Annotated in this window: 24 protein-coding genes; 13 read left to right on the top strand and 11 right to left on the bottom strand. The window is 68.3% G+C overall.

The window, feature by feature from the left end:
- Positions 1 to 102 precede the first annotated feature (102 nt).
- Positions 103 to 1,470 carry a nicotinate phosphoribosyltransferase gene (locus C492_RS01140; RefSeq protein WP_008419724.1) on the top strand — a complete coding sequence of 456 codons (1,368 nt, stop codon included), beginning with the start codon at positions 103 to 105 and terminating at the stop codon, positions 1,468 to 1,470.
- A 54-nt stretch (positions 1,471 to 1,524) separates the two neighbouring features.
- On the opposite strand, the gene C492_RS01135 is transcribed toward C492_RS01140, so the two are convergent.
- The 6 genes from C492_RS01135 to C492_RS01110 form a co-directional block, all read right to left on the bottom strand.
- The gene (locus C492_RS01135) at positions 1,525 to 1,986 is read right to left on the bottom strand and encodes a pyridoxamine 5'-phosphate oxidase family protein (RefSeq protein ID WP_008419723.1); all 462 of its coding nucleotides are present in this window, start codon (positions 1,984 to 1,986) and stop codon (positions 1,525 to 1,527) included.
- Between the two features lie 76 nt (positions 1,987 to 2,062).
- The gene (locus C492_RS01130; RefSeq protein ID WP_008419722.1) at positions 2,063 to 2,848 is read right to left on the bottom strand and encodes an ABC transporter permease; all 786 of its coding nucleotides are present in this window, start codon (positions 2,846 to 2,848) and stop codon (positions 2,063 to 2,065) included.
- Positions 2,841 to 3,767, bottom strand: a complete 927-nt coding sequence (locus C492_RS01125; protein WP_008419721.1) for an ABC transporter ATP-binding protein — start codon at positions 3,765 to 3,767, stop codon at positions 2,841 to 2,843. Before C492_RS01125 ends, C492_RS01130 begins: the two co-directional genes overlap by 8 nt.
- A 135-nt stretch (positions 3,768 to 3,902) precedes the next feature.
- Positions 3,903 to 4,160, bottom strand: coding sequence for a HalOD1 output domain-containing protein (locus tag C492_RS01120; protein WP_008419720.1), 258 nt, complete (start codon positions 4,158 to 4,160; stop codon positions 3,903 to 3,905).
- Positions 4,160 to 4,741: a DsrE/DsrF/DrsH-like family protein gene (locus tag C492_RS01115; protein WP_008419719.1), complete on the bottom strand. Its 582-nt coding sequence runs from the start codon at positions 4,739 to 4,741 to the stop codon at positions 4,160 to 4,162. Before C492_RS01115 ends, C492_RS01120 begins: the two co-directional genes overlap by 1 nt.
- Before the next feature lies 1 nt (position 4,742).
- Entirely contained in the window at positions 4,743 to 4,988 is a 246-nt protein-coding gene (locus C492_RS01110; protein ID WP_008419718.1) for a sulfurtransferase TusA family protein, read from the bottom strand.
- A 253-nt stretch (positions 4,989 to 5,241) separates the two neighbouring features.
- Here C492_RS01110 and C492_RS01105 point away from each other — a divergent pair, with 253 nt between their 5' ends.
- The 5 genes from C492_RS01105 to hemE all read left to right on the top strand — a co-directional run bounded on the left by C492_RS01105 (position 5,242) and on the right by hemE (position 9,763).
- Positions 5,242 to 6,435 (top strand): MBL fold metallo-hydrolase, encoded by a 1,194-nt coding sequence (locus C492_RS01105; protein ID WP_008419717.1) that lies wholly within the window; start codon positions 5,242 to 5,244, stop codon positions 6,433 to 6,435.
- A gap of 17 nt (positions 6,436 to 6,452) precedes the next feature.
- Positions 6,453 to 7,010 (top strand): YeeE/YedE family protein, encoded by a 558-nt coding sequence (locus tag C492_RS01100; protein ID WP_008419715.1) that lies wholly within the window; start codon positions 6,453 to 6,455, stop codon positions 7,008 to 7,010.
- A 26-nt stretch (positions 7,011 to 7,036) separates the two neighbouring features.
- Entirely contained in the window at positions 7,037 to 7,468 is a 432-nt protein-coding gene (locus C492_RS01095; RefSeq protein WP_049892586.1) for a YeeE/YedE family protein, read from the top strand.
- A gap of 19 nt (positions 7,469 to 7,487) precedes the next feature.
- The gene (locus C492_RS01090) at positions 7,488 to 8,654 is read left to right on the top strand and encodes an inorganic phosphate transporter (protein WP_008419712.1); all 1,167 of its coding nucleotides are present in this window, start codon (positions 7,488 to 7,490) and stop codon (positions 8,652 to 8,654) included.
- A gap of 95 nt (positions 8,655 to 8,749) precedes the next feature.
- A complete protein-coding gene (gene hemE / locus C492_RS01085) occupies positions 8,750 to 9,763 on the top strand; it encodes a uroporphyrinogen decarboxylase (protein WP_008419710.1) in 1,014 nt (337 codons plus the stop codon).
- 22 nt (positions 9,764 to 9,785) lie between these two features.
- Here hemE and C492_RS01080 read toward each other — a convergent pair whose 3' ends face one another.
- The 3 genes from C492_RS01080 to hemG all read right to left on the bottom strand — a co-directional run bounded on the left by C492_RS01080 (position 9,786) and on the right by hemG (position 13,165).
- Positions 9,786 to 10,619 (bottom strand): YihY/virulence factor BrkB family protein, encoded by an 834-nt coding sequence (locus tag C492_RS01080; protein WP_008419708.1) that lies wholly within the window; start codon positions 10,617 to 10,619, stop codon positions 9,786 to 9,788.
- Between the two features lie 146 nt (positions 10,620 to 10,765).
- A complete protein-coding gene (gene hemH, locus C492_RS01075; RefSeq protein ID WP_008419707.1) occupies positions 10,766 to 11,827 on the bottom strand; it encodes a ferrochelatase in 1,062 nt (353 codons plus the stop codon).
- 57 nt (positions 11,828 to 11,884) lie between these two features.
- The gene (gene hemG / locus C492_RS01070; protein ID WP_008419705.1) at positions 11,885 to 13,165 is read right to left on the bottom strand and encodes a protoporphyrinogen oxidase; all 1,281 of its coding nucleotides are present in this window, start codon (positions 13,163 to 13,165) and stop codon (positions 11,885 to 11,887) included.
- Between the two features lie 494 nt (positions 13,166 to 13,659).
- Between hemG and C492_RS01060 the strand changes: the two genes are divergently transcribed.
- From C492_RS01060 to C492_RS01040, 5 genes are all read left to right on the top strand, one after another.
- Positions 13,660 to 14,019 carry an SHOCT domain-containing protein gene (locus C492_RS01060; protein WP_008419700.1) on the top strand — a complete coding sequence of 120 codons (360 nt, stop codon included), beginning with the start codon at positions 13,660 to 13,662 and terminating at the stop codon, positions 14,017 to 14,019.
- Complete coding sequence (locus C492_RS01055; protein ID WP_008419698.1) at positions 14,016 to 14,255, top strand: sulfurtransferase TusA family protein; 240 nt, start codon at positions 14,016 to 14,018, stop codon at positions 14,253 to 14,255. The genes C492_RS01060 and C492_RS01055 overlap by 4 nt, the downstream gene beginning before the upstream one ends.
- A gap of 1 nt (position 14,256) precedes the next feature.
- A complete protein-coding gene (locus C492_RS01050; protein ID WP_008419696.1) occupies positions 14,257 to 15,396 on the top strand; it encodes an NAD(P)/FAD-dependent oxidoreductase in 1,140 nt (379 codons plus the stop codon).
- Positions 15,396 to 16,025 carry a DUF1641 domain-containing protein gene (locus C492_RS01045; protein WP_008419694.1) on the top strand — a complete coding sequence of 210 codons (630 nt, stop codon included), beginning with the start codon at positions 15,396 to 15,398 and terminating at the stop codon, positions 16,023 to 16,025. Before C492_RS01050 ends, C492_RS01045 begins: the two co-directional genes overlap by 1 nt.
- A 109-nt stretch (positions 16,026 to 16,134) precedes the next feature.
- On the top strand, positions 16,135 to 18,144 hold the full coding sequence (locus tag C492_RS01040) for a heavy metal translocating P-type ATPase (protein ID WP_008419693.1): 2,010 nt from the start codon (positions 16,135 to 16,137) through the stop codon (positions 18,142 to 18,144).
- A 30-nt stretch (positions 18,145 to 18,174) separates the two neighbouring features.
- Here the strand turns inward: C492_RS01040 and C492_RS01035 are convergent, their stop codons facing one another.
- Positions 18,175 to 19,521 (bottom strand): hypothetical protein, encoded by a 1,347-nt coding sequence (locus tag C492_RS01035; RefSeq protein ID WP_008419691.1) that lies wholly within the window; start codon positions 19,519 to 19,521, stop codon positions 18,175 to 18,177.
- Between the two features lie 62 nt (positions 19,522 to 19,583).
- Between C492_RS01035 and C492_RS01030 the strand changes: the two genes are divergently transcribed.
- Positions 19,584 to 19,841 (top strand): bacterio-opsin activator, encoded by a 258-nt coding sequence (locus C492_RS01030; protein WP_008419689.1) that lies wholly within the window; start codon positions 19,584 to 19,586, stop codon positions 19,839 to 19,841.
- A gap of 83 nt (positions 19,842 to 19,924) precedes the next feature.
- Here the strand turns inward: C492_RS01030 and C492_RS01025 are convergent, their stop codons facing one another.
- Positions 19,925 to 21,823 carry a bacterio-opsin activator domain-containing protein gene (locus C492_RS01025; RefSeq protein ID WP_008419687.1) on the bottom strand — a complete coding sequence of 633 codons (1,899 nt, stop codon included), beginning with the start codon at positions 21,821 to 21,823 and terminating at the stop codon, positions 19,925 to 19,927.
- A 349-nt stretch (positions 21,824 to 22,172) separates the two neighbouring features.
- Here C492_RS01025 and C492_RS01020 point away from each other — a divergent pair, with 349 nt between their 5' ends.
- On the top strand, positions 22,173 to 23,201 hold the full coding sequence (locus C492_RS01020) for a 4Fe-4S dicluster domain-containing protein (RefSeq protein WP_152424778.1): 1,029 nt from the start codon (positions 22,173 to 22,175) through the stop codon (positions 23,199 to 23,201).
- Positions 23,202 to 23,206 lie beyond the last annotated feature (5 nt).

Raw genomic sequence — 23,206 nt, 5'->3', positions numbered from 1 at the left:
GTCCTACGTCGCCAGGATACAAGAAACGCTACCGGCCGAGCGACGGTCCGGTCCCCGTCCGCGCCCCGACCTATTTGCTCCGCGGCCGCGTCGGGGACCACCATGTCCGCCCCCAGGTTCGGCCACGTCGGTCCCGCCGATCTCGCGCTGTTTACCGATCGGTACGAGCTGACCATGATGCAGGGGTACCACGAGACGGACCACGACCCGCTCGCGACGTTCTCGGTGTACTTCCGATCGTTGCCGTCGGATCGGGGCTACGCCGTCGCCGCGGGCCTCGAGCAGGTGCTGGCCGCCCTCGAGGAACTCGCGTTCGGCGACGACGCGCTCGCTTTCCTCGCCGAGCAGGAGTTCGACGACGACTTCCTCGCCGAACTGGAGTCGTTCTCGTTCACCGGCGAGATCCGCGCGCTGCCCGAGGGGACGCTCGTCTTCCCGAACGAACCCGTCCTCGAGGTGACCGCGCCGCTTTTCGAGGCCCAGTTGCTCGAGACGCTGGTGCTCAACCAGGTCGGCTACCAGACGCTCGTGGCGACGAAGGCCGCGCGGATGGCCGACGTCGTCGCCCGTCACGGCGACGACCAGGACCTGGTCGACTTCGGCTCCCGGCGGGCACACGGCGTCGACGCGGGGCTCAAAGCCGCCAGGGCCGCCTACGTCGGCGGCTTCGAGGGTACCTCGAACGTGCTGGCGGGCGAGCGGTTCGGGGTGCCGACGTACGGGACGATGGCCCACTCCTGGGTCCAGAGCTTCGAGACCGAACGGGCGTCGTTCGAGGCGTTCGCCGACAGCTACGGCGACGACGCGATCTACCTCGTCGACACCTACGACACGGTGACGGGAGCCGAGCGCGCGGTCGCCGTCGCCGACGAACGCGACGTCCGACTCGGCGGGGTGCGCCTGGATTCGGGGGATCTGGTCGCGCTCTCGAAGCGAGTCGCCGAGATCGTCGGCGACGCCGGCGTCGTCGTCTCCTCGAGCGTCGACGAGTTTTTCATCCGGACGTTCTTCGACGACGGCGGCGTCGCGACCGCCTTCGGCCCCGGGACGGCCCTGACGACGAGCAAGGACGCCCCCAGCAGCGGCGTCGTCTACAAACTCACCGCCGTCGAGCGCGACGGCGCCCTCGAGCCGAGCATGAAGCTCTCGCCGGGGAAGGTGACCTACCCCGGACAGAAGGAGACCTACCGCGTCGAGCGGGACGGCTCGTTCGTTCGGGACGTCCTCGCGACGCGCGAGGAGTCGATCGAGGGGCGACCGCTGCTCGAGACGGTCGTCGAGGACGGCTCGCTCGTCGCCGACCCGCCGACCCTCTCCGAGGCCCGCGAGCGAACGCGGAGTCAACTCGAGTCCCTCCCCGAGCGCTACCGACGCGTCTCCGATCCCGATACCTACGAGGTCCGGATCAGCGACGGACTCGAGGCGCTCGAACGGCGCACGAAACGGGACCGTATCGACCGTGAACGGTGAGCAGCGACGGGATCCGCCCCCGCACCGCTCCCGCGGTGACGGTCGGCACGGGAACTACCAGCGGTCTCGCCCGCCCGTCTTTCGACCGGTGAGCTCCTCGATCCCGAGTTCGTACACCGACCACTCGAGCGCGTCGAGGTCCTCGTCGAAGATCCGCGGCTTTCCGAACCGCTCGCGCACCGTCGCCTCGTCGAACGCCTCGAGTTCCGCGTCGGACAGCTCGCGGATCGGTCCGACGGCGACGACGCTCCAGGACTCGTCCGGCGGGTCGTCGGCGTACAGCAACACGCAGGCCTCGGTCGTGTCGTCGACGTAGGAGAGCTTCTTGCTCTCCCCGTCGTCGGTGAGCCGAAGGAACACCGCCCCGTCCTCGTAGTGGATCCCGACCGGAACCGCGTAGGCGGCTCCCGCGCTCGCCAGCGCGAGCACCCCGGTCTCGGTCGTCTCGAGGGCCTCGCGGACCTCCGATTCGGTCATCCCGAACGTGTACACGTACCCGATTCGATCGAACGACATACGGGACGTACGCGTCGCTACCGCATGAATGATTCCCGCGCTGCGGGTTCCTCGCTCGGTTCGCTTCGATCCCCGGTCAGATATCCGCGCGTCGGAACAGCAGCTGGCTCGCGACCAGCAACGCGACGGTCATCCCGACGAGGACGGCGACCCCGACGGGGTCGAACGTTCCGTCGAGCAGGATCTCGTTGGGGTCGTAGTACCGCATCGGAGCGATCGCGCCGAGCTCCGCGTAGTCGGTTTCGACCAGCAGCGACTCGACGAGAAACAGCGCGAACGTCGCGCCCAGGGCGGCCCGCTGGGCGACCCCCACGCGGTCGAAGACGACCGAGCACACCAGCCCGATCCCGGCGCAGGCGAAGAGGTAGGGGATCGACAGCAGGTGGACGGCGACGACGTCGGCGACGGCCAGGGGTTCGTCGATCAGTCGGCTCCCGACGAGGAGGACGATCGGGGTGAGGAGGTTGACGACGACGATCGGGACGCCGACGGCGAGGAACTTCTCGGCGACGAGCCGGGCCCGGGAGATCGGCATCGCCAGCAGCGTGTCCATCCGCCCCCGGTCGACGTCGTCGGCGACCGTCCCCGCGGCGACGTAGGCGACGTACAGTCCCAGCAGGACGATCCAGCCGAACGTGTACAGCTCGAACGCGAGAAACCCCTCGAGCGACGTCATCGTCTCGATGCGAAACACCTGGAGCATCTCCTCGGGGTAGGCCTCGAGCAGTTCGTCCCCGCCGAAGGCGCCGCTGAACGAGGGGTAGACCCAGACGACCATCGCCGCCAGCAGCGCCATCCCGATCGAGAGGTAGACGCTCCCCTTGAGCCGGTTGCGCCCCTCGTAGCGGGCGATCTCAAACATCGTCCGTCCCCCCGTAGAACCGCATGAAGACGTCCTCGAGGGGCGCCTCCTCGATCGAGAGATCGATCAGCTCGTACTCGCCGAGCCGATCGAGGACGGCGTTGATGTCGCCGGTGAACGTAAAGAGACACTCCGTGAACGCGGTCGACGGGTCGACGCCGTCGACGTCGTCCGCGACGCTCGTCTCGAGGTCGTGGACGCCCTCGATCCCGAGCGCGTCGGTCGGGATCGGCTCGGCGCTGCGGATCCGGATTACCTTCCCGCTGCGTCGCAACAGGGCGTCGACGGGCTCGATCGTGACGAGTGCGCCCTCGCGGATGATCCCCACCCGATCGCACAGGCGTCGGACTTCGCTCAGGTTGTGCGAGGAGAAAAACACCGTCGCGCCCCGCTGGCGTTCCGCGCGGAGGAAGTCGGCGAAGCGCTGGCGCATCAGCGGATCGAGCCCGTTGGTCGGTTCGTCGAGGATCGCCAGGTCCGGATCGTGCATGAACGCCGTCACGATGCCGAGCTTCCGGGCGTTGCCCTGGGAGTACTCGCGGACGCGGCGATCGAGCGGCGGGTCGAACAGCTCGAGCAGTTCCGCGCGTCTGCTGTCGCCTTTGATGGCGGCGTGCAGATCGAGGACGTCGGCGCCCGTCCGCTGCTCGTCGAACCCGGGCTCGTCCGAGAGGTAGCCGATCCGTCGCTTCGCCTCGAGCAGCGCGGACTCCTCGGCGACGTCGCGGCCGAGCACCCGCGCCGTTCCGGCGGTCGGTGAAACGAACCCGAGGAGCGTCCGGATCGTCGTCGTCTTCCCCGCGCCGTTCGGACCGAGAAAGCCGAAGATCTCACCCGTCTCGACGGTAAACGTCAGCGAGTCGTTCGCCACGACGTCGCCGTACTCCTTGGTCAGCCCCTCGAGTTCGATCGCGGCCATACCTGACGGTACGGCGAGGCGAGATATAGTAGTCGGTGAACTGTCTCGGCAACCGACACTACGGGACGGGCGGTCGTCGGCTCCTCGCGCGAAACCGGTCGCTCTCGGCGCGACGGCCGCGAAGCGAAAACGACGCTACTCGAGGGCGACGCGGCCGTCCGAGCGGACCGTCACGTCGTAGCCGCAGTACGCGAACGACAGCGAGCCGTTCCGTCGGGCGGAGCCGGCCGTCGGCGCGAACAGCTCGTCGAGCGCGGCGGCGTCGACGGCCTCGTGGAGCGAGGGCTCGAGGTCGGTCGGGTCGACGCCCTCGGCGTCGGCGACCGCCTCGACGACGCGGACGCTGGGAGGACGGGGGACGTTCCCGTCGGAGGCGGTGTCGGATTCGGACATTATACGAGGAGCTGGACGTCCGACTCGGCCATGTGTTGTAGCGCCGTGGCCGCGCCGACGCCGGTCGTTACGCCGTCGTAGAAGTCGTCCTCGTCGTAGTCCATCAGTTCGACGGTCATCTGACAGGCCTGCAGCTCGACGCCGCTTTCCAGGGAGAGCTCGATCAGCTCCTCGATCGTCGCGGTGCCGTTGTCGTCGATCTTCTTTCGCATCATCTTCGTGGCCATCGAGTCCATCCCCGGTAGCGCGGCCAGCGCGTTCGGCATCGGCATGTTGGGGTTGCCGACCGCGCTCAGCTTCAGGTCCTTCGAGTTCTCCTCGTGGAGGATATCCAGCCCCCAGAACGTGTGGAAGACGATCACTTCCCAGCCGAAGGCGGCCGCCGTGCTCGCGAGGATCAGGGGCGGGTACGCCATGTCGAAGCTGCCCTTGGTCGCGACGATCGTCATCTTCTTCTGATCGTCCTCGACCGCGGTCTCGAGGCCCGCGACCTGCTCTTCGAGCTCCGCGATGCGGGCCTCGAGTTCGGCCTCGGTCGTCGGCTCGCCGCCCTCGGTCGGCGCGGATGATTCCGTGCTCATCTCAGGCCGTCTTCTCCACGTAGTGGGTGTACAGGTCGTCGTCCTCGATCTGCTCGAGGAGTTCGACGCCGTCGGTTCCGTCGGCCCAGCCCTGAATGTCGCTCACGCTGCCGGAGTCGGTCGCGATGACCTCGAGGACGTCGCCCTCCTCGAGATCGTCGATCGCCTGCTTGGTCTTCACGATGGGCATCGGGCAGGACTGTCCTTTCACGTCGAGGGTCTCGGTTGCGGTTGGTGTCGAGCTCATGGTGATCTTTGTGCTCTGTATTGGAGCTATCACACAATATCCGCTGCGGCCATAAAAGGGTATCGATTATTGCGCAACTCTCGAACAGCCGCCCGGTACGGGAATCCGCTATATTACTTGTTTCACTGTGTGTACGCGTTACTCCCGGTGTAGATCGGGAGAGGGCCGGTTTTCGCTCGACCCTATATTGTGAGTTGTGGGAAATACTATGCAAACCCTTATGTGAGTGCGGCCGGTACTGGTGGGTGTAGAAATGGACGACATGGACTTTCCCACACCCGACGCGTCGGTCGAGTCGATCGCTCCGAGCGAGTTGAAGGCTCGCATCGACGGGGGCGAGGCGGTGACCCTGCTCGACGCCCGGATGGAGAGCGACTACGAGGAGTGGCGCATCGACGGCGAGAACGTCGAATCGATCAACGTTCCGTACTTCGAGTTCCTCGACGAGGAGATCGACGAGGACGTTCTTGCGCGGATCCCCGACGACCGCGAGGTGACGGTCCTCTGTGCGAAAGGCGGCGCCAGCGAGTTCGTCGCCGGCGCACTGAAAGACCGGGGCTACGACGTGAACCACCTCGAGGACGGGATGAACGGCTGGGCGCGCATCTACGAGGCCGTCGAGGTCGAGCGCTACGACGGGAGCGGCACGCTGGTCCAGTACCAGCGCCCCTCGAGTGGCTGTCTGGGCTACCTCGTCTACGACGACGGCGAGGCGGCCGTGATCGACCCGCTGCGTGCGTTCACCGACCGCTACCTCGAGGACGCCGACGAACTCGGCGTCGACCTGAAATACGCGATCGACACGCACGTCCACGCGGACCACATCTCGGGCGTGCGCACCCTCGACGCGGAGGGCGTCGAGGGCGTCGTCCCCGAGGCCGCCGTCGACCGCGGGGTCACCTACGCCGACGAGCTGACCCTGGCTGCGGACGGCGACGAGTTCCGGGTCGGCGACGCCACCGTCGAGACGGTCTCCACGCCCGGTCACACCTCCGGGATGACCTCCTATCTGATCGACGGCGAGTTGCTCGCGACCGGGGACGGCCTGTTCGTCGAGAGCGTCGCCCGCCCCGACCTCGAGGAGGGCGACGAGGGCGCCGAAGACGCCGCCAAACAGCTCTACGAGTCGCTGCAGGAGCGCGTGCTCGCGCTGCCCGACGACACCCTCGTCGGCGGCGCCCACTTCAGCGATTCGGCCGTCCCGGCCGAGGACGGCACCTACACGGCACCGATCGGCGAGCTTCGAGAAACGATGGCCGCGCTGACGATGGACGAAGACGAGTTCGTCGAGCTAATCCTCTCGGACATGCCGCCCCGTCCGGCCAACTACGAGGACATCATCGCGACGAACCTCGGCCAGCAGGAGGCCGACGACGAGGAGGCGTTCGAACTCGAGCTCGGCCCGAACAACTGCGCCGCCAGCCAGGAGTCGCTGGCCGGTGACTAACTCCCACGATCACCCGAATGGTACCTGAACTCATCGCACCCGCGCTGTACGAGACCCTGTTTCCCGTCGGGATCAGTCGCTACGCCGTCGGGGGACTGCTCGTCGGCCTCGGCGCCGTCGTCATCTACCTCGGAACCGGCATCCCGGCCGGCGCGAGCACGTTCCTCGAGTCGACGCTGTCGTACGTCTCGAACCAGTCGCGGTTCCAGCGGTACGTCTCCTCGCGGGACTGGCGGGTCGTCTTCACGCTCGGGATCGTCGGCGGCGCGGCGCTCTACGCGCTGACCTTCCAGTCGGGACTCGTCTCGAGCGGACTGTACGAGGCCGGATCGACCGGCCAGCTCCGCGAGGTCGGGGGCGTCACGATCTGGCTGACCGACGTCCAGCCCTGGCGGCTGTTCCTGGGCGGGATCCTCGTCGGGATCGGCACCCGGGTCGGCAAGGGCTGTACCTCCGGGCACGGCGTCTGCGGCGTCGGCTCGGCCTCGAAGACGTCGATCGTCGGCGTGATCACGTTCCTGACCGTCGCGATCGGAACGGCCCAACTCGTGATGGCACTGGGGGTGAGCCCGTAACCATGGCCGACCGACACCCGCTGTTCATGCCGCTGATCTTCGTCGGCGGCCTGATCTTCGGCTTCGGGCTCGGTTTCAGCCACATGGCCCGCCCCGAGGTCGTCCTGAACTTCCTGCAGTTCGAGGACTTCGGACTGCTGTTCGTGATGGGCGGCGCGGCGGTCGTCTCCGGTATCGCCTTCGCGCTGGTGCCGAGACTGTTCGACCGCGCGCCGTTGACCGGCGACACCTACGGCCGACGGCTGAAGCCGTTCGACCGCAACGTCCTGATCGGCGGCGCGATCTTCGGCGTCGGCTGGGGGCTGTCGGGGATCTGTCCCGGTGCGGCCTACGCCAGCCTCGGCGTCGGCAACGTCACGATCCTGTGGGCGCTGGCGGGGATGTTCGTCGGCGCCTACGCGCAGGGGTACTGGCGCAGCCAGCGCGCCGCGTCCGAGACCGCAACGGCCGCCGACTAACCGTTTTCTCGCTCTAACTATGGACCCCGCAACGATACTGCTGTTCGTCGTCGCGGCCGTCTCGAGCCTGTTCATGGCCTGGGTCATCGGCGCCGGCTCGAGCGGCGCGACGCCGTTCGCCCCCGCGGTCGGCGCCAACGCGATCGGAACGATGCGGGCCGCCTTCGTCGTCGGCATCCTCGGCTTCGCCGGGGCCGTCACGCAGGGGGCGAGCGTCTCCGAGGCCGTCGGTCGGGATCTGATTCAGGGCGTCACGCTACCCGTCTCGAGCGTCATCGTCGTTCTGTTGATCGGTGCGGGACTGATGGCGATCGGGATCTCCACCGGCTACCCGATCGCGACGGCGTTTACCGTCACCGGCTCGGTGATCGGCGTCGGGCTCGCGCTGGGAGGCGATCCCGCCTGGGCGAAGTACGTCGAGGTCGGCGCTGTCTGGCTGCTGACCCCGTTCGTCGGCGGCGGACTCGCCTACGCCATCGCCAGCGTCCTCCCGCGTCCCGACGTCCCCGAGCGCGACAGCGTTCCGGTGCTCGCGGGCTTCGTCGGCGCCGTCGTCGCGAACCTCGAGTTCGCGTTCTTCGAGCGGGGGACCCTCGTCGCCACGAGCGCCGGCGCCCTCCCGCTCGAGGGTCCCGTCGTCGCGGGCGCGCTCACGCTCGGCGCCGGCGTCCTCGCCGCGCTCGTCGTCCGGTGGGACGTCGCCCGCGACAAGGCGGGTGGGCTGCGGCGATTCCTGCTCGTCCTCGGGGGGCTCGTCGCGTTCTCCGCGGGGGCGAGCCAGGTCGGACTCGCCGTCGGCCCGCTGCTTCCGTTGCTCGACGAGGTCTCGATGGTGTCGCCGATCGTCGTCCTGCTCGGCGGCGGGGTCGGAATCCTCGTCGGCTCCTGGACGGGCGCACCGCGGATGATCAAGGCCGTCTCCCAGGAGTACGCCTCGCTCGGCCCGCGGCGATCGATCGCGACGCTCGTTCCCTCCTTTCTGATCGCCCAGACGGCGGTCCTGCTGGGCGTGCCGGTCTCGTTCAACGAGATTATCGTCAGCGCCGTCATCGGCGCCGGGCTGGCCGTAGGCGGCGGCGCCGGCGTCAGTCCCCGAAAGCTCGGGGTCACGGTGTTCGCCTGGATCGGCTCGTTCGCGCTCGCGTTCGGCCTCGGGTACGGGGCGATACTCCTCGCGAACGCGTAACGCCGGCTCGGAACGCGGACGCCGCGTCATTCCACGAACGGGTTCGTGCGGCCGGTTTCGCAACTATTAGGCGCGCGAGCAACCAACTCGAGGCCATGGAAGATCGATTTCTCCGGGCGGCCCGCGGCGAGCGAACCGACCGGCCACCGGTGTGGATGATGCGACAGGCGGGCCGGTACCTCCCGGAGTATCGCGAGCTGCGCGAGGACTACTCGTTTCTCGAGGCGATCTCGACCCCCGAGATCGCGACCGAGATCACCCTCCAGCCCTGGGAGCGGTTCCGGCCCGACGGCGTCGTCATGTACTCCGACATCCTCACCGTCCTCGAGCCGCTCGGCTTTTCCTATCACCTCGAGTCCGGCGTCGGCCCGGTCGTCGACGACCCCGTCGAGTCGCCGGCCGACACTCGCCGGGATCGGGGCGACGTCGAGGAGGAACTGTGGTACGTCGGCGAGTTGCTCGAGCGACTGGCCGACGAGCTCGGCGAGCGGGCGGCCGTCCTCGGCTTTACGGGCGGGCCGTTCACGCTCGCGGCTTACGTCTGCGAGGGAACCCCCTCGCGGACGTTCATGGACGTCCGCCGCCTGCGCGCGGAACACCCCGAGGCGTTCGAGCGGCTGCTGCGGGCGTTTACCGACGTGATCGTCGACTACGTCCGCTACCAGGTCGAGTCGGGCGCCGACGCGATCCAGCTGTTCGACACCTACGCCGGGCTGCTCTCGCCCGCCGACTACCGGCGCTTCCTGCTGCCGTTGCACCGGGAGATCGTCGACGCCGTCGACGTCCCGACGATCGTCTTCGTTCGCAACGTCAGCGGCAACCTCGACCTGCTCGCCGACACCGGCGCCGAGGTCGTCAGCCTGGACTGGACGGTCGACCTCGAGGACGCCCGCGAGGAACTCGGGGAGCGGGCGATTCAGGGCAACCTCGATCCCGCCTTGCTGTACGGCGACCCCGAGACCGTCCGGGAGCGAACCCGCGAGGTCGTCGCGGCCGCGGGCGAGGCGGGCCACATTCTGAATCTGGGCCACGGCGTCGACCGGAACGTCCCCGTCGAGAACGTCGCGGCCTTCTTCGAGGCGGCAAAGTCGGTCTCGCGGACGGAGTAGCCCGTCCGGCGACCGCTCGAGTTTAGGCGCGGTCCGTCGCGGCGGGGTCGACCGCCGCGTCGACGACGTCGCTGGCGCGGCCGACGAGGACCGCGTTGACCACCGCTCCCAACAGCAGGACGACGCCGCTGAAGTACAGCCAGGTGACCAGCAGGAGAATGCTCGCGATGAGGTTGCTCTCGTCCCCGGCGAGGGAGGCGTACATCTGGAACAGCACCTGCAGGAGCGCCCAGCCGACGGCCCCGACGAGCGTCCCCGGGAGCACGTCCCGCGGCTCGACGTCGATCTCCGGGAAGAGGTAGTACATCGGGAAGAAGGCGACGACGAGACAGGCGACGAGCAGCAGGGGCACCACGAGCCCGACGAACGGAACGAACGAGAAGAAGGCGACGACGCTGGTGGCGACGACCATCGCGAGGATCCCCAGCGTGAGCGTCAGGAGCATCACCAGGCCGTTCTTGACCTGGCCGACGAACGACTCACGGGCGGTCGTCTCGTAGATCTCGGAGAAGGCGGTGTCGATGCCGCGAAACACCTTGAGCGCGCCCCAGACGAGCGTGAGTATCCCGATGATCGACGCGCTCAGCGTCGAGCCGGCGCCGGCGTCGGACTGCTGTTCGATCATCACCTCGATGACCCCGCCGACCGACTGGGAGACGTTGCTGGTCGCGACCTCGATGACTCGCTGTTGCAGACTCGGATCGACGAACGACACCGCGAGCAGGACGAACATGAGCAGCGGAACGAGGGAGACAAACGCGCTGTAGGCGATGCTTCCGGCCAGGAAGGTGACGTTCTTCTCGCTGAAGACCGCCTTGACCAGCTTCGCCTGCGCGAGAGCGGACTGCGTATCCATACCTATCGTCTCTCCGCCCGGACAATTAATCGGTCCCCCTGATTCGCCCCGCGGTCGTTCGGCCCGCACCGCCGGCGGGCGATCCGTCGGCTACCGCGGGGCCCCGATCCGCGCCCGAAACGAGCGGAGCGAGCGGGTCGGTCGCGCTACCGCGGCGCCAGCCCGGCGTTGTAACAGTACGTGCCCGGCTCGGGCCGACACTCGCACTGGCGGAGCTGGTAGTACGACGGCTCGAACCCCGAGAGGAACGGCTCGACGGCGTCGGCGAGCAGCGTCGCGAACCGCGGGTCGTCGTGGGGAATCGGCACCCGGTGGAGCTCGAGGCCGACCGCCTCGGCGTCCTCGCGCAGGTCGATATCGAGCTCGACCAGCGTCTCGGACTGCTCGTGCATGAAGCTCATCGGCTCGACGACGACCCGTTCGGCCTCGCCCTCGAGGTTCTCGACGACGTCCTCGGTGTCGGGTTCCGTCCACTCGATCCCGCGGTTGGCGTGGTTCTGGTAGCCGATCTCGTAGTCGTCGATTCCGAGCATGTCGGCGATTACCGACGCGTGTTCCTCGACGTACCGGTCGTACCGGCTGTTGCCCTCCAGGTACTTCCGCGGCGTCCCGTGGGCCGAAAAGACGAACGCGGTGTCGGGGTCCTCGAGGTCGACGCCCTCCTCGTCGACGAACTCGCGGATCCCCTCGGCCCTGAGCCGGTTGTACGCCGGCACCCGGTGCCAGCCGGTGATCGCCGCGAACTCGGGGTCATACCCCTCGCAGTCCTCGATCGCCGCCTCGAGGGAGTCGATCGCGGCGACCGTCGTCGAGGGGCCACACAGCGGGTAGATCGGGACGGCGATCACCGAGTCGATCCCGTCCGCGGCCAGCGTCGCCGGGAGGTCGGTTATCAGCGGCTCCATGAACTGCATCGCGTGGTAGAGTTCGACCTCGTGGCCGCGCTCGGTCAGGGCGTCCTCGAGGGCTTCGGCCTGGGCGGTCGCCTGTTCCTGCAGGGGCGACCCCCCGATTTCCTCGTACTCCTCGAGCAGGCTCGGCAGCCGTCGCTCGGCCAGCTCGCGGGAGCGCTCCCAGGCCGCCTCCTCGGAGTCGGCCTCCTCGAGGTCGGCGTTGTCGAAGAAGATCCGGGTGAGGTAGTCGCGGACCGTCTCGCGGTCCGGCTCGGCCGGTTCGCCGAAGTTCAACAGCACGACGCCGGTGGTCATGCGCGGCCGTTAGGACGGGGGTGGTATAGGTACTTCGGAGCCGGAAGTCGAGTCAGCTCACGCGCCGCTCGAGGACCCCTCGGCCAGTTCGTCGGCCAATCGCGCCGCGTTCCGGAGCCGTCCCGGAATCCCGGGGCGGCCGACGAAGTTCGAACAGAGGTGGATCCCGTCGGGGAGCTCGAGGTCGTCGATGGCCCGCCAGGAGCGGTCGTACGCCGGCATCCCCGGCTCCCAGCGGTGGACGTGGATCGGGGTCGCCGGCGCGCCGGTGATGCGCTCGAACTCGGCGGCCCCGACCCGTCCCAGCTCCGCCTCGGAGGCCTCGGTCAGCGCCGGGTAGCTCAGCGGGTCGACGTAGCAGGTGAACAGTCCGTCCCGATCGAGGAAGCTCGAGTTCCAGGTGAGCCCGCTGATCTGCGCGTCCGATCCCGGGGGGATGAGCGTCCCGATCCCGGTGCCGTCGAACGCCGACTCGAGAAAGACCATCCCGATCGGGTTGTAGTTGAACCGCCGCAGCGTCGCCTCGAGGTCGGCGTCGATCGGCGCGAGCAGGTCCGCACACGTCGGCGCCGGCGCCGTCAGGACGACCTCGTCGACCCGCTCCGTCCCCTCGGCCGTCTCGAGTTCGTACCCGCCCTCGCGCTCGCGGATCGACTCGACGGGCGTCTCGAGGCTGATCGCGTCCGCGTGGGCCTCGTACAGTCCGTCGGTCAGCTCGCCGAGGCCGTCCTCGAAGGTACAGATCGGCGGCGACTCCCCGCCCTCCCAGAGCGTTCGGACGACCCACAGGAGGACGCTCCGGTCGACCCCGGCCTTCTCGAGGACGCGACCCAGCGAGTACTCGACGAGCATGTCCCGGGGATCGGTTCCGTACAGCCCGCTGTACAGCGGGCCGAGGTACCGGCGGGCCGCCTGGGTTCCCAGCTTTCGAACAAGGAAGTCGTCGACCGTCTCGTCGGGCCTGGCGGGCCCGGTCAGCGGCTCGAGGAGCATCCGGAGCTTTCCGAGCGGGCCGAGCAGGTCGGTCGTCACCGCCTCCCGGACCGACAGCGGCGCCACCCGCAACTCGCCGTCGTGGTAGACGTAGATCGGCTGGTCGTCGTCGCCGAACGCCAGTCGGTCGCGGAGTCCGAGGTCGTCGACGATCGACTCGAGTCCCGGCGTCAGCCGGAGCCGCTGCGGTCCCAGCTCGACGACGCGCCCGTCGACGCGCCTGCTCTGTACGACCCCGCCGGGCGCCTCGCGCGCCTCGAACGCGGCGACATCGACGTCCTGTTCGGCGAGCGAGTGCACCAGCGCGAGCCCCGAAATCCCTGCTCCGACGACACCGACCTTCATCGTCCGTCCTTTCGAGCGGAGCCTTTTCGGTGTATCGTCACGCGACCGTCGCCGCCCTCAGACTCGGGGTCGGTCGCGAGGGCTCGACCGCGCTGGTCGGCGTACAGCACCGGGATCGGGACGCGGGCACCGAGCTGCCGGGCCGGCGGGCGTCGACCTCGACGTTCGCGACTGCGGCCAGCGACTCGATCGTCGGCTCGAGGCGTCGCTGCGGGTCCCGCGTTTCCGGTCAGGATTCGATCGCGTTCGTCCGCAGTGTTCTCATCGTGCGAGGGGACGCGTCCGGCACAATAGCTGTGCGTAAATAGGACAATACGTCTGTCGCAGTTGTCCGTCACTGCCTGTACGGCGTTCTCGGAACTACGCCACCTTACATGTCAATAATCGCCGGTCTTTCCCTCAGAGCCTATATCTCTTTCGTCCGTTCCAGCCGGAGAGGATTTTGTAGCAGTGCTTATACCGTACAATAGCGTATGTTCGACTGTGATCGAACAATGACGACCGCACGTGAACGGCTCGGACGATCCGTCCCGGCGCTTGCGGTGACCGGTGTGGTCTTTCTCGCCGGTGCGGCGGCGACGGGCGCTGCACAGAGCCACGGCGGCGGATCGATGGGCGGCTGGGGCGGCTGGGGCGGCGGCTGGCTGTTCTGGCCGCTGGTACTGGTCGGCCTGCTCGCGCTCGCGGCCGTCTGGGTCGGGAGCCGCGACGGGGGGTCGACCGCACGCGCACGGACCGGGGAACCGGACCGAGCGCTCGAGGAGCTCCGCGAGCGCTACGCTCGCGGCGATCTCTCCGACGAGGAGTTCGAGCGGCGACGGCGGAAACTGCAAACTCGAGGCCAACGACAATGACAGAGACTACCGAACCAGACGTGACGATCGACTCGCGCGACGCAACGTGTCCCGGCCCGCTGATGGACCTCATCGGGCGGGTGAAGACGCTCGAGCCCGGCACCGTCGTCGAGCTCCAGACGACCGAACGCAACTCCACGACGGACGTGCCGGAGTGGCTCGAAGAGGCCGGCCACGACCTGCTCGGGATCGACGAGCGCGACGACCACTGGAACATCTACGTGGAGGTGAACTGAGATGCACCGCATCGCGATCGTCGGCGCCGGAACGGGCGGGACGGTACTCGCGAACCGGCTCGCCGAGGAGCTACAGACGGAGATCGAGGCCGGCGACGTCGAGGTCCGGCTGATCACGGCCGACCCGGAGCACGTCTACAAACCGATGTTCCTGTACGTGCCCTTCGGGAAGAAGACGGTCGAGGACGCCAAACGCCCGGTCGAGGAGCTGATCGACCGCCGCGTGACGCTCTCGATCGGGCGGGTGATCGACGTCGACACCGACCGCAAGAAGCTGTCGTTCGCCGACAGCTCGGTGCTCGCGTACGACCAGCTCGTGCTGGCGACCGGCGCGACCCTCGAGCCCGAGGCCGTCCCCGGCCTCGCGGAGGGCGGCCACCACTTCTACGGCCCCGACGGCGCGGAACGGCTTCGGGACGAACTCGCCGAGTTCACCGAGGGCCACCTCGTGTTGAGCGTCGTCGGCGTCCCTCACATGTGCCCGGCCGCGCCCGTCGAGTTCGTGCTGATGGTCGACGACTGGCTGCGCGAGCGCGGCCTGCGCGAGGACGTCGACCTCACCTACACGTACCCGATCAACCGCGCCCACGGCCTCGAGTCGATCGCCGACTGGGCGACCGACCTCTTCGAGCGGCGGGACATCGCCCTCGAGACGTTCTTCAACGTCGAGGAGATCGACCCCGACGACGAAGTCATCGGAACCGTCGAGGGCAACGAGCTGGAGTACGACCTGCTCGTGGCGATCCCGCCTCACGCGGGCAGCGACCTCGTGACCGACGCGGGACTGGGCGAGGACGGCTGGGTCGACGTCGACAGGAACACGCTCGAGGCGACCAACGCCGAGGACGTCTACGCGGTCGGCGACGTCGCGGACGTCCCCACCAGTAAAGCCGGAAGCGTCGCCCACTACGAGGCGGGCGTCGTCGCCGACCGCCTCGCCAGCCGCGTTCGCGGGCAGACGCCGACGGCGACCTACGACGGCAAGACCGTCTGCTTCCTCGAGGCCGGGATGAGCGAGGCGACGTTCATCGAGTTCACGTACGGCGAGGAGCCGTTCGTCCGCGAGCCGTCGAAACCGCTCCACTGGGCGAAGCTGGGGTACAACGAGTCCTACTGGCTCACCGCGCGAGGGCTACTCTGATGTCTGAGACAGAACCCACGACCGACGCCGCGGAACCGGACCTCGAGACCCTCGAGGAACTGGTCGCCGAGAACCCCGAGGCGGTCGCCCGGTTCCTCGAGCGCCTCGAGGTGGTCAACGACCTGCTCGACACCGCGGATCTGGCGACGGCCGCGATGGACGACCGAATGGTCCAGGAGCTGTCGGGCACCGCGACGAACCTCGGCGCCGCCGCGGACGGCCTGGCGACCGACGAGGTCGCCGCTCTCGGCGAGGCGACCGGGGAGAACGCCGACGACCTGGCCGCGGCCCTCGAGACGGTCGCGCGAATGCAGCGGTCGGGCACCCTCGACGACCTCGCGGCGCTTGCCGACCTCGCCGCGCTCGCCTCGGACGCAATGGACGACGGGATGGTGACCGACCTCGCGGCGACCGGTACCCGTCTCGGCGAACTGGCCGACACCGCGGGCGACGACGACGTCGCGCGCACGCTCGCGGCGCTGCTCGAGGCCGTCGGCGAAGCGGGTTCCGAACCCGCCGAGCCCGTCGGCCCGCGGGGAATCGTCGAAGCGATCCGAGACGCGGACGTCCGGGCCGGGCTTGGCTTTTTCCTCTCGCTCGCGAAGGCGGTCGGGCGGTCGATCCGGTAACCGCCCGATTCCGTTTCCGCCCCGGCTCGCGACGGGCGGTCCGCCCGAGTGCGGTGCCGTGTGTCACTCACTCACGGAAGTTTATCCAACCAACAGTACAAGTACCGGTATGGAGACGTCCTCGAGTGCCGTTTCAGCCGCATCCGATCAGTCGACGGAACCGGCGGCACGCCCCGTCGTCCGACGGCAGGCGGCGTTCGTCGTGCTCACCTTCCTCGGGATGGTGAGCGGGCTGCTCGGCAGCTGGTTCGGTGCTCCCGACTGGCTCGTGTGGGGCAGCTACGCGGTCGCGTACGTCTTCGGCGGCTGGTACGGGCTCAAAGAGAGTCTCAGAGCGATCCGGAAACCCGCGGTGGAGATCGACCTCCTGATGGTCCTCGCGGCGCTCGGCGCCCTGTTTATCGGCGCCCCCTTCGAGGGCGCGATGTTGCTGTTTCTGTTCTCGCTGTCGGGCGTCCTGGAAGAGTACGCCATCGGTCGATCCCGAACCGCGATCAGGTCGCTCATCGAGATGCGTCCGGAGTCGGCCCAGATCCTCCGCGACGGCACGGAAACGCCGACGCCGATCGACAACGTCGAGGTCGGCGACGTGTTCGTCGTCCGCCCCGGCGATCGGCTACCGCTGGACGGCGTCGTCGAGTCCGGCGAGAGCACGGTCGACCAGTCCTCGCTCACCGGCGAGTCCGTTCCCGTGACGAAAGAACCCGGCGACGAGGTGTTCAGCGGGACGATCAACGAGACGGGCAGTCTCGAGGTACGGGTCACCCGCGAGGCCCAGGAGTCGGCGATCTCCCGGCTCATCCACATGGTCGAACGGGCCCAGGAGAAGCGGGCGCCGACCCAGCAGCTGATCGACCGCTTCGAGCAGCCCTACGTGGTGAGCGTCATCGCGCTGACCGCGCTCGCGATCGCCCTCCCGATCGCGCTCCTGGATCACCCGTTCGACTCGACGTTCTACCGGGCGATGACGCTCATGGTCGCGGCCTCGCCCTGCGCGGTCATCATCTCGACGCCCGCGGCGGTGCTCTCGGCGATCTCCGCGGGCGGCCGACAGGGCGTCCTGTTCAAGGGCGGCGAACACATCGAGACGGCGGGCAGCGTCGACGCCGTGGCCTTCGACAAGACGGGCACCCTGACGGAGGGCAACACCCGGCTGACCGACGTGCGCGCTCGCGGACCCGTCTCTAGCGACGGCGGTTCGGTCGGCGGCGAACTGATCGCCGAGGAGTCGCTGACCGACGATCGGCTGCTCGCCATCGCGGCCGCGGTGCAGTCCCGATCCGAACACCACCTCGGCGAGGCGACCGTCGAGGCCGCCCGAGAGCGGGACCTCGAGATCCCCGCCGCGACCGGGTTCGAGGCGGTCGTCGGCAAGGGCGTCCGCGCGACCGTCGAGGGGCGAACGATCCACATCGGCAACCCCCGATACGTCCGTACCGAACTCGAGGAGCAATCGATCGACGGGCTCGAGGCCGGTCTCGACGCCGTTCGCGACCTCGAGCACGGCGGGAAGACGAGCGTGCTCGTCGTCGGCGAGACCGACGATCGGCTGCGGGTGCTCGGCTGGCTCGCCTTCAGCGATACGATCCGATCCGACGCGGCCGAGACCATCGAACGGCTCCGCGAGCGCGGCGTCGAGCAGATCGTCATGCTCACGGGCGATAACGAACGGGTCGCCCAGTATATCGCCGAGGAACTCGGGATCGACGAGGTGTACGCGGAGCTGCTCCCCGAGGAGAAGGTCGACCACATCGAGGCGCTCCAGGAGCGCCACGAGGCCGTCGCGATGGTCGGCGACGGCGTCAACGACGCGCCCGCGCTCGCGACGGCCGATATCAGCATCGGCATGGGCGGCGCGGGGACCGACGTGGCCCTCGAGACGGCCGACATCGTGCTCATGTCGGACAGGCTCGATCGGCTGCCGTACGCGTTCGCGCTCAGCAAGGAGACGCGACGAACGCTGTACATCAACTTCGCCATCGCGTTCGGCGCGATCGCGATCATGGTGACGGCGATCCTCACGGCGGGGATTCCGCTGCCGCTCGCGGTGGTCGGCCACGAGGGCTCGACCGTGCTCGTCAGCCTGATCGGGTTGCGGCTGCTCCGGTTCGACGGCTGAGCGCCGGTTTCTACGCCGAGTAAGCCGCGCTCAGGAGGCGACCGTCCGCGTTCGCACCGACCGCCGGTGGCCGACGATTCCGATCAGGTAGTACCCCCAGACCCCGAGCAGGACGGCGTATCCCGGCCCGCGTAACAGCGCCGACCACGACTGATCCTGGTAGAAAAAGCCGATTCCGACGACCAGTACCGCGAGGTTCCAGGCGAGGACGGTCCGCGTGCCGACGACCGAGGGAACGCCCGCTGTGGGGACCAGCCCGCGAGTGTGGTCGCCAGCGTCGGAACGCACGCTGGCACCGGGCCACTCGAGGGAGCGCGCGACGAGCAGCGAGCCCGCGAGCGCGATCGGGAGCGCCCAGCCCAGAAAGAAAAAGTGCAACGCGCCCGTCTCGAGCCGCGGCTCGGGAATCCCGAGCGGAACGCCGAACAGGACGAACGGGGCGAAGCCGGCCGGGCCGAGGATCCACGCTTGGGCGGCGAGCACCGAGAGGGCCGTTCCGTTCGGCGTGCCGGCGCGGTAGGTCCGGAAGAGCGTGTAGACGTACAGGAGGTAGCCGGCGGCGTACAGCGCTAGCCCGGTCGCGGTCACGGTCCGTCCCATGTCGAGCACCGGCCCGACGACGAGCGGGACGATGCCGAGTGCGAACAGGGGAAACGAGTACCGTTTCAGACGCTGGCTGTACAGCTCCGCGTCGACGAGCCGCGGAAAGAGGTCGTACAGCGTGCCGATCGCCGCGAGTCCCAGAAAGCCCCACGCGTTGGCGTGGACGTGGGCCTCGCGGAGCCCCAACCAACCCCCGGGGACGTCCAAACTGCGGCTGAACAGCCCGAACGCGAGCCCGAGTCCGAGCAGGTAGACGAGCGGCGAGAGCAGGTAGAAGCCGACGGTCGGATCCCGAACTCGCTCGCCGTCGCTGCGGCGTGCCATCGCGACCAGTGCGGCGAACAGCCAGCCCGTCAGCAGCCAGATCGTCGCGAGACCGACCTCGAACCACAGCGGTTCGCCGAACGCGCGGCCGTACCACGCGAGTACGAGCGCGCCGTTCAGCCCGAGAAAGACCGCGCCCGTCGTTCGCGACGACGGCGCCGGGCGTCCGAGTTTTCGGGCCGCCAGCTGCGGCAGCGTCCCGAAGAGCAACTGGGTGAACGCGCCGACCGTAACGAAGTGGATGTGCGTCCACGTGATCCACGACGCCGCGGGAACGAGGCCGAACTCCTGGAGCCCCTGGTAGAGCGCGAGCAGGAGCCCGACGGCCAGAAAGCCGATGCCAGCGGCGTGAAACGGCGTCAGCGAGAGCGACGGCCCGTCGTCCGGTCGACGGACGCGGTCGCCGGTAGCGTGACGTGTATCGCTTGACTGCGCGGTCGGTCCGGACATACGCGTTCGATCGAACCGCGGTCGGATATCACTTCTCGCGAACGGCTCCGACACCTTCGAACATGTTCGAAGTCGCGCTGACGGCGACGGCCCGCCAAGCGGCGAACGAATGCCCCGCGCAAAACTCACTGGAGGCGCCGTTCGCGGTCGAAGACGGGGCGGTGACCTGGGAGCTGACGACGAGTGCGGACCGGCTGTCGGCGCTCGACGACACCCTCGAAGAGAACGCGATCGCGTACCGCCTCGAGCGCGGCTACTACGACGTCCCGCGGGAGGCGACGCTGACGGCCGTCGCCTCGCACCTCGAGATCGACGTGTAGCGACGTCTTGCACCGCGCCGAAGGGTCGATCGCGCGCTGGTTCGCCGCGGAGTGTGTCGGCCGACGCGAGCGGTGAGCGCGGACTAGTCCGCGCTCGTCGCGACTCCCGACGGGAACCCATCGTCCGTCGCGCGATCGTCGTCGAAGAAGCGCTCGAAGACCTTCCGCTGGCCGGCCCGAAGGTGCTGGAGGTACGTCGACTGGCAGACGCCCATCCTGTCGGCGAGTTCGTCGCCGCTGGACTCGCGGGGCCACTCGAAGAAACCGCCGAAGTGGGCCAGCTGGAGGGCCTCGAGCTGGCGGTCGGTGACCCGGTCCTCGACTGCGGATCGGAACTCGCCGCGGGTGTCGGGTGCCCGGTCGCGTTCGCGCTGTCCCACGAGATCCGCCCCCGGATGTGATTCGGAGACGGCGTCGACGACGCTGCGGACGTCGGCCGTTTCGGCGAGTTCGGCGACCAGCGTGCTTTCCGAGCCGTCGGCGACGAGCGATCGGACGGCGGCGCCGTACCGCGCGAACGTAGCGACGACGGCCGTGTCCCGGACGGTGACCCGAACCAGCGGCTCGTCGCCGTCGCGGATCGGCTGTGCAGCCACGACGCCGTCGGTGTCCGCGGCGGACGCGACGACGTCGTCGGCGTCGGCGCCGCGAATCGTAACGAACTCGACGAGTTCGCCGTCGCCGCCGGTCGTTACGCGCTCGAGTTCGAGTTCACACTCGAGGGTCGCGGCGAGCGACAGTAGCGGATCGTCCGTGGGCGCCAGATCGAACGTAAGCTGGGTGACGCGGTCGGTGACGAGCGAGCGCTGGCTCTCGGCGGCGGTGATCGCGTACGCGATCGTCTCGCCGAGCTCGTCGAGGACCTCGACGTCCAGCGCCTCGACGGCGTTGTCGTCGGTAGTGTGGAGCACGAGCGCGCCGTACCGGGCGTCCCAGTAGGAGATCGGGATGGCGACCGTGGCAGCGGCGGCGATCGACCGACACTCACAGCCGTCCTCGCTCTCGCCGCACGTTCGCGTTACGTGCGTCATATCCGTCTCGAGTGCCCGATCGACGACCGTCTCGGGGTCGCTATCGTTGACCGCGGCAACGACCGCCTCGAGGGAGTCGTCGTCGATGCCGACGCTCGTGTTCGCGCGAACGGTGTCGGTCGCGGCGTTCCGGGCCGCGAACCACGCCGATTCGTACGGTGAAGCGTCCGCGAACTGCTCGCAAGCGACGGTTTCGACGTCGGCTTTCGACTCCGCGCGGAGCAGTTCGCGGTTGACGTCTCGGATGATCTCGTTGGTCGTGTTCAACAGTTCGAGACGGTCGTGCTGGTCGCGGATTCGGAGTTCGCGTTCCTTCCGGTCGGTGATATCGGTCTCGACCGCAACGAACCCCTCGACGGCCCCCGTCCCGTCGGTGATCGGGGCGATCGTCACGTCGACCCAGCAGAGGTCGCCGTCCTCTCGCCGATTGACTATTTCGCCGTCCCAGACGTCGCCGTCGGCGATCGTTCCCCAGAGGTCGTCGTAGAACGCATCGTCGTGCCGACCGGAGCTCCACAGGTTCGGCGTCTCCCCGACGACCGCCGACGGCGCGTATCCCGTTACGGACGCCGTCGCGGGATTAGCGTACTCGATCCGGCCGTCTGGATCGGTAACAAAGATCGCGTGGCCGGCATACTCGACGGCTTTCCGGAACCGACGGAGACGATCGTTAGTCGCGGTCAGTTCGCCTTTGATTCGGGTTTCCTCCTCGACGTACTGGGCGAGATAGTAGACCGCCCCGAGGGCGAAGACGCTCACGAGAAGTCCGGGGAGTTCGGCGATACCGGCGCCGCCGTCAGCCTGTGCCGTCCAGAGCTGTCGCGACGCCATGAGCCCGAGCATCGCGGTCAGGAAGGCGAAGCGTCGATCGCCGCTGCGGTGAAGCAACAGGACCGAGTAGCCGGTCCCGGCGAGCCGAAGCAGGATCGACGCGACGAGCAACAGGCTCATCGCATCCACCTCGAGTGGCGGGGCGATCGGGTTGCCGGGACGTGGAACATAGCTACACGTACCAGTCGTCACCAAATATGAGCTGTCCGCGTTCCTACGCGGTTGGAATGGCTGTTTGTGGGCCACGTGACCGGTTATTTTGGTAGGTCCGGTTCTCGGGATCGAGTTCACGAGATCGGCAGACCGACCCGGTCCCCAACAGTATGGGTAGCCGGTCCAAGCGGGGACTCGACGCCGGAACCCGGCCCCAACAGTATCGGTAGAACGCTCAGCCACCTGGGGCCCCTTGGAATACATGTATGAACTCGAGACACCGCGTCCCGCGACGGCCGTCGGCCGGTGGTCGGCGATGAGCGCCGACGGACCGATGCCGGCTGTTCCGGAGACGGGGTCGGGCAGCGACGAGACGTACGACGCAATGGTCGACGTCGAGGCGACCGATCCCCGCGAAGAACTCGAGAAGACGGAGTATCGAACCGACCTGGGCATCGAGATGGCCGAGGACGCCCGCCGTGTCAGCAACGGCGCCCTCTCGAGTGCGGCCTACTGGGAGAAGTACGACGGCGACGCGGCCGCGGAGTTCGGCGAGGCCTACCGCGAGACGCCGAACCCGGCCGTCGACTGTGCCGACGGCACGATCGACGACGAGACCGCCGAGTCGCTCGGCTGCTCGGTGGGGACGATGGCGAGCATCGCGGAGGGGCTCGAGGGGTCGGAGTCGGAGAGCGACGGTGAGAACGGCGACGACACGCGCTGGGGGATGGTCATCGACCTGCAGAAGTGTATCGGCTGCGAGTCGTGTACGGTCGCGTGCAAGGCCGAGAACCGGACGCCGCCGGGCGTCTCATACAACGTGGTCATGGAGCGTGAGGAGGGCGAGTTCCCGAACGTCACTCGGACGAACGTCCCGCGCCCGTGCATGCAGTGTGAGAATCCGCCCTGTGTGCAGGTGTGTCCGGTCAGCGCGACCTACAAGATGGACAACGGCGTCGTCAACATCGACTACGACCGGTGTATCGGCTGTCGGTACTGCATGGTCGCGTGTCCCTACGACGCGCGCTACTTCGACTTCGGGGAGAACTACGACGGCGAGTTCGAGGAAGCGGGCGAACTGTCGAGTCCCGAGTACGGGATGGATCGCGGATCACGCGAGGACGGCGAATCGCCGATCGGCAACGTACGGAAGTGTAACTTCTGTCACCACCGCTTGGAGCGCGGCGAGGAGCCGGCCTGCGTCGAGACCTGTGTCGGTGACGCCCGCTACATGGGGAACCTCGAAGATACCGACAGCGAGGTGAACGAACTGGCCTCCTCCTCCCGCGCGTTCCAGTTGAAGGAGAAGGAGGGGACCGACCCGAACGTCTACTACCTCAAGTGATCGCG

Origin of the sequence: Natronococcus jeotgali DSM 18795, assembly GCF_000337695.1 — an archaeon.
GTDB lineage: Archaea > Halobacteriota > Halobacteria > Halobacteriales > Natrialbaceae > Natronococcus > Natronococcus jeotgali.
This window is presented reverse-complemented; position numbering and strand designations above follow the sequence as displayed.

What these genes read in the sequence shown, in the direction of transcription:
- C492_RS01140 (WP_008419724.1), top strand. Translation starts at nt 103, where the DNA reads ATGTCCGCCCCCAGGTTCGGCCACGTCGGTCCCGCCGATCTCGCGCTG.
- C492_RS01135 (WP_008419723.1), bottom strand. Translation starts at nt 1,986, where the DNA reads ATGTCGTTCGATCGAATCGGGTACGTGTACACGTTCGGGATGACCGAA.
- C492_RS01130 (WP_008419722.1), bottom strand. Translation starts at nt 2,848, where the DNA reads ATGTTTGAGATCGCCCGCTACGAGGGGCGCAACCGGCTCAAGGGGAGC.
- C492_RS01125 (WP_008419721.1), bottom strand. Translation starts at nt 3,767, where the DNA reads ATGGCCGCGATCGAACTCGAGGGGCTGACCAAGGAGTACGGCGACGTC.
- C492_RS01120 (WP_008419720.1), bottom strand. Translation starts at nt 4,160, where the DNA reads ATGTCCGAATCCGACACCGCCTCCGACGGGAACGTCCCCCGTCCTCCC.
- C492_RS01115 (WP_008419719.1), bottom strand. Translation starts at nt 4,741, where the DNA reads ATGAGCACGGAATCATCCGCGCCGACCGAGGGCGGCGAGCCGACGACC.
- C492_RS01110 (WP_008419718.1), bottom strand. Translation starts at nt 4,988, where the DNA reads ATGAGCTCGACACCAACCGCAACCGAGACCCTCGACGTGAAAGGACAG.
- C492_RS01105 (WP_008419717.1), top strand. Translation starts at nt 5,242, where the DNA reads ATGGACGACATGGACTTTCCCACACCCGACGCGTCGGTCGAGTCGATC.
- C492_RS01100 (WP_008419715.1), top strand. Translation starts at nt 6,453, where the DNA reads ATGGTACCTGAACTCATCGCACCCGCGCTGTACGAGACCCTGTTTCCC.
- C492_RS01095 (WP_049892586.1), top strand. Translation starts at nt 7,037, where the DNA reads ATGCCGCTGATCTTCGTCGGCGGCCTGATCTTCGGCTTCGGGCTCGGT.
- C492_RS01090 (WP_008419712.1), top strand. Translation starts at nt 7,488, where the DNA reads ATGGACCCCGCAACGATACTGCTGTTCGTCGTCGCGGCCGTCTCGAGC.
- hemE (WP_008419710.1), top strand. Translation starts at nt 8,750, where the DNA reads ATGGAAGATCGATTTCTCCGGGCGGCCCGCGGCGAGCGAACCGACCGG.
- C492_RS01080 (WP_008419708.1), bottom strand. Translation starts at nt 10,619, where the DNA reads ATGGATACGCAGTCCGCTCTCGCGCAGGCGAAGCTGGTCAAGGCGGTC.
- hemH (WP_008419707.1), bottom strand. Translation starts at nt 11,827, where the DNA reads ATGACCACCGGCGTCGTGCTGTTGAACTTCGGCGAACCGGCCGAGCCG.
- hemG (WP_008419705.1), bottom strand. Translation starts at nt 13,165, where the DNA reads ATGAAGGTCGGTGTCGTCGGAGCAGGGATTTCGGGGCTCGCGCTGGTG.
- C492_RS01060 (WP_008419700.1), top strand. Translation starts at nt 13,660, where the DNA reads ATGACGACCGCACGTGAACGGCTCGGACGATCCGTCCCGGCGCTTGCG.
- C492_RS01055 (WP_008419698.1), top strand. Translation starts at nt 14,016, where the DNA reads ATGACAGAGACTACCGAACCAGACGTGACGATCGACTCGCGCGACGCA.
- C492_RS01050 (WP_008419696.1), top strand. Translation starts at nt 14,257, where the DNA reads ATGCACCGCATCGCGATCGTCGGCGCCGGAACGGGCGGGACGGTACTC.
- C492_RS01045 (WP_008419694.1), top strand. Translation starts at nt 15,396, where the DNA reads ATGTCTGAGACAGAACCCACGACCGACGCCGCGGAACCGGACCTCGAG.
- C492_RS01040 (WP_008419693.1), top strand. Translation starts at nt 16,135, where the DNA reads ATGGAGACGTCCTCGAGTGCCGTTTCAGCCGCATCCGATCAGTCGACG.
- C492_RS01035 (WP_008419691.1), bottom strand. Translation starts at nt 19,521, where the DNA reads ATGTCCGGACCGACCGCGCAGTCAAGCGATACACGTCACGCTACCGGC.
- C492_RS01030 (WP_008419689.1), top strand. Translation starts at nt 19,584, where the DNA reads ATGTTCGAAGTCGCGCTGACGGCGACGGCCCGCCAAGCGGCGAACGAA.
- C492_RS01025 (WP_008419687.1), bottom strand. Translation starts at nt 21,823, where the DNA reads ATGAGCCTGTTGCTCGTCGCGTCGATCCTGCTTCGGCTCGCCGGGACC.
- C492_RS01020 (WP_152424778.1), top strand. Translation starts at nt 22,173, where the DNA reads ATGAGCGCCGACGGACCGATGCCGGCTGTTCCGGAGACGGGGTCGGGC.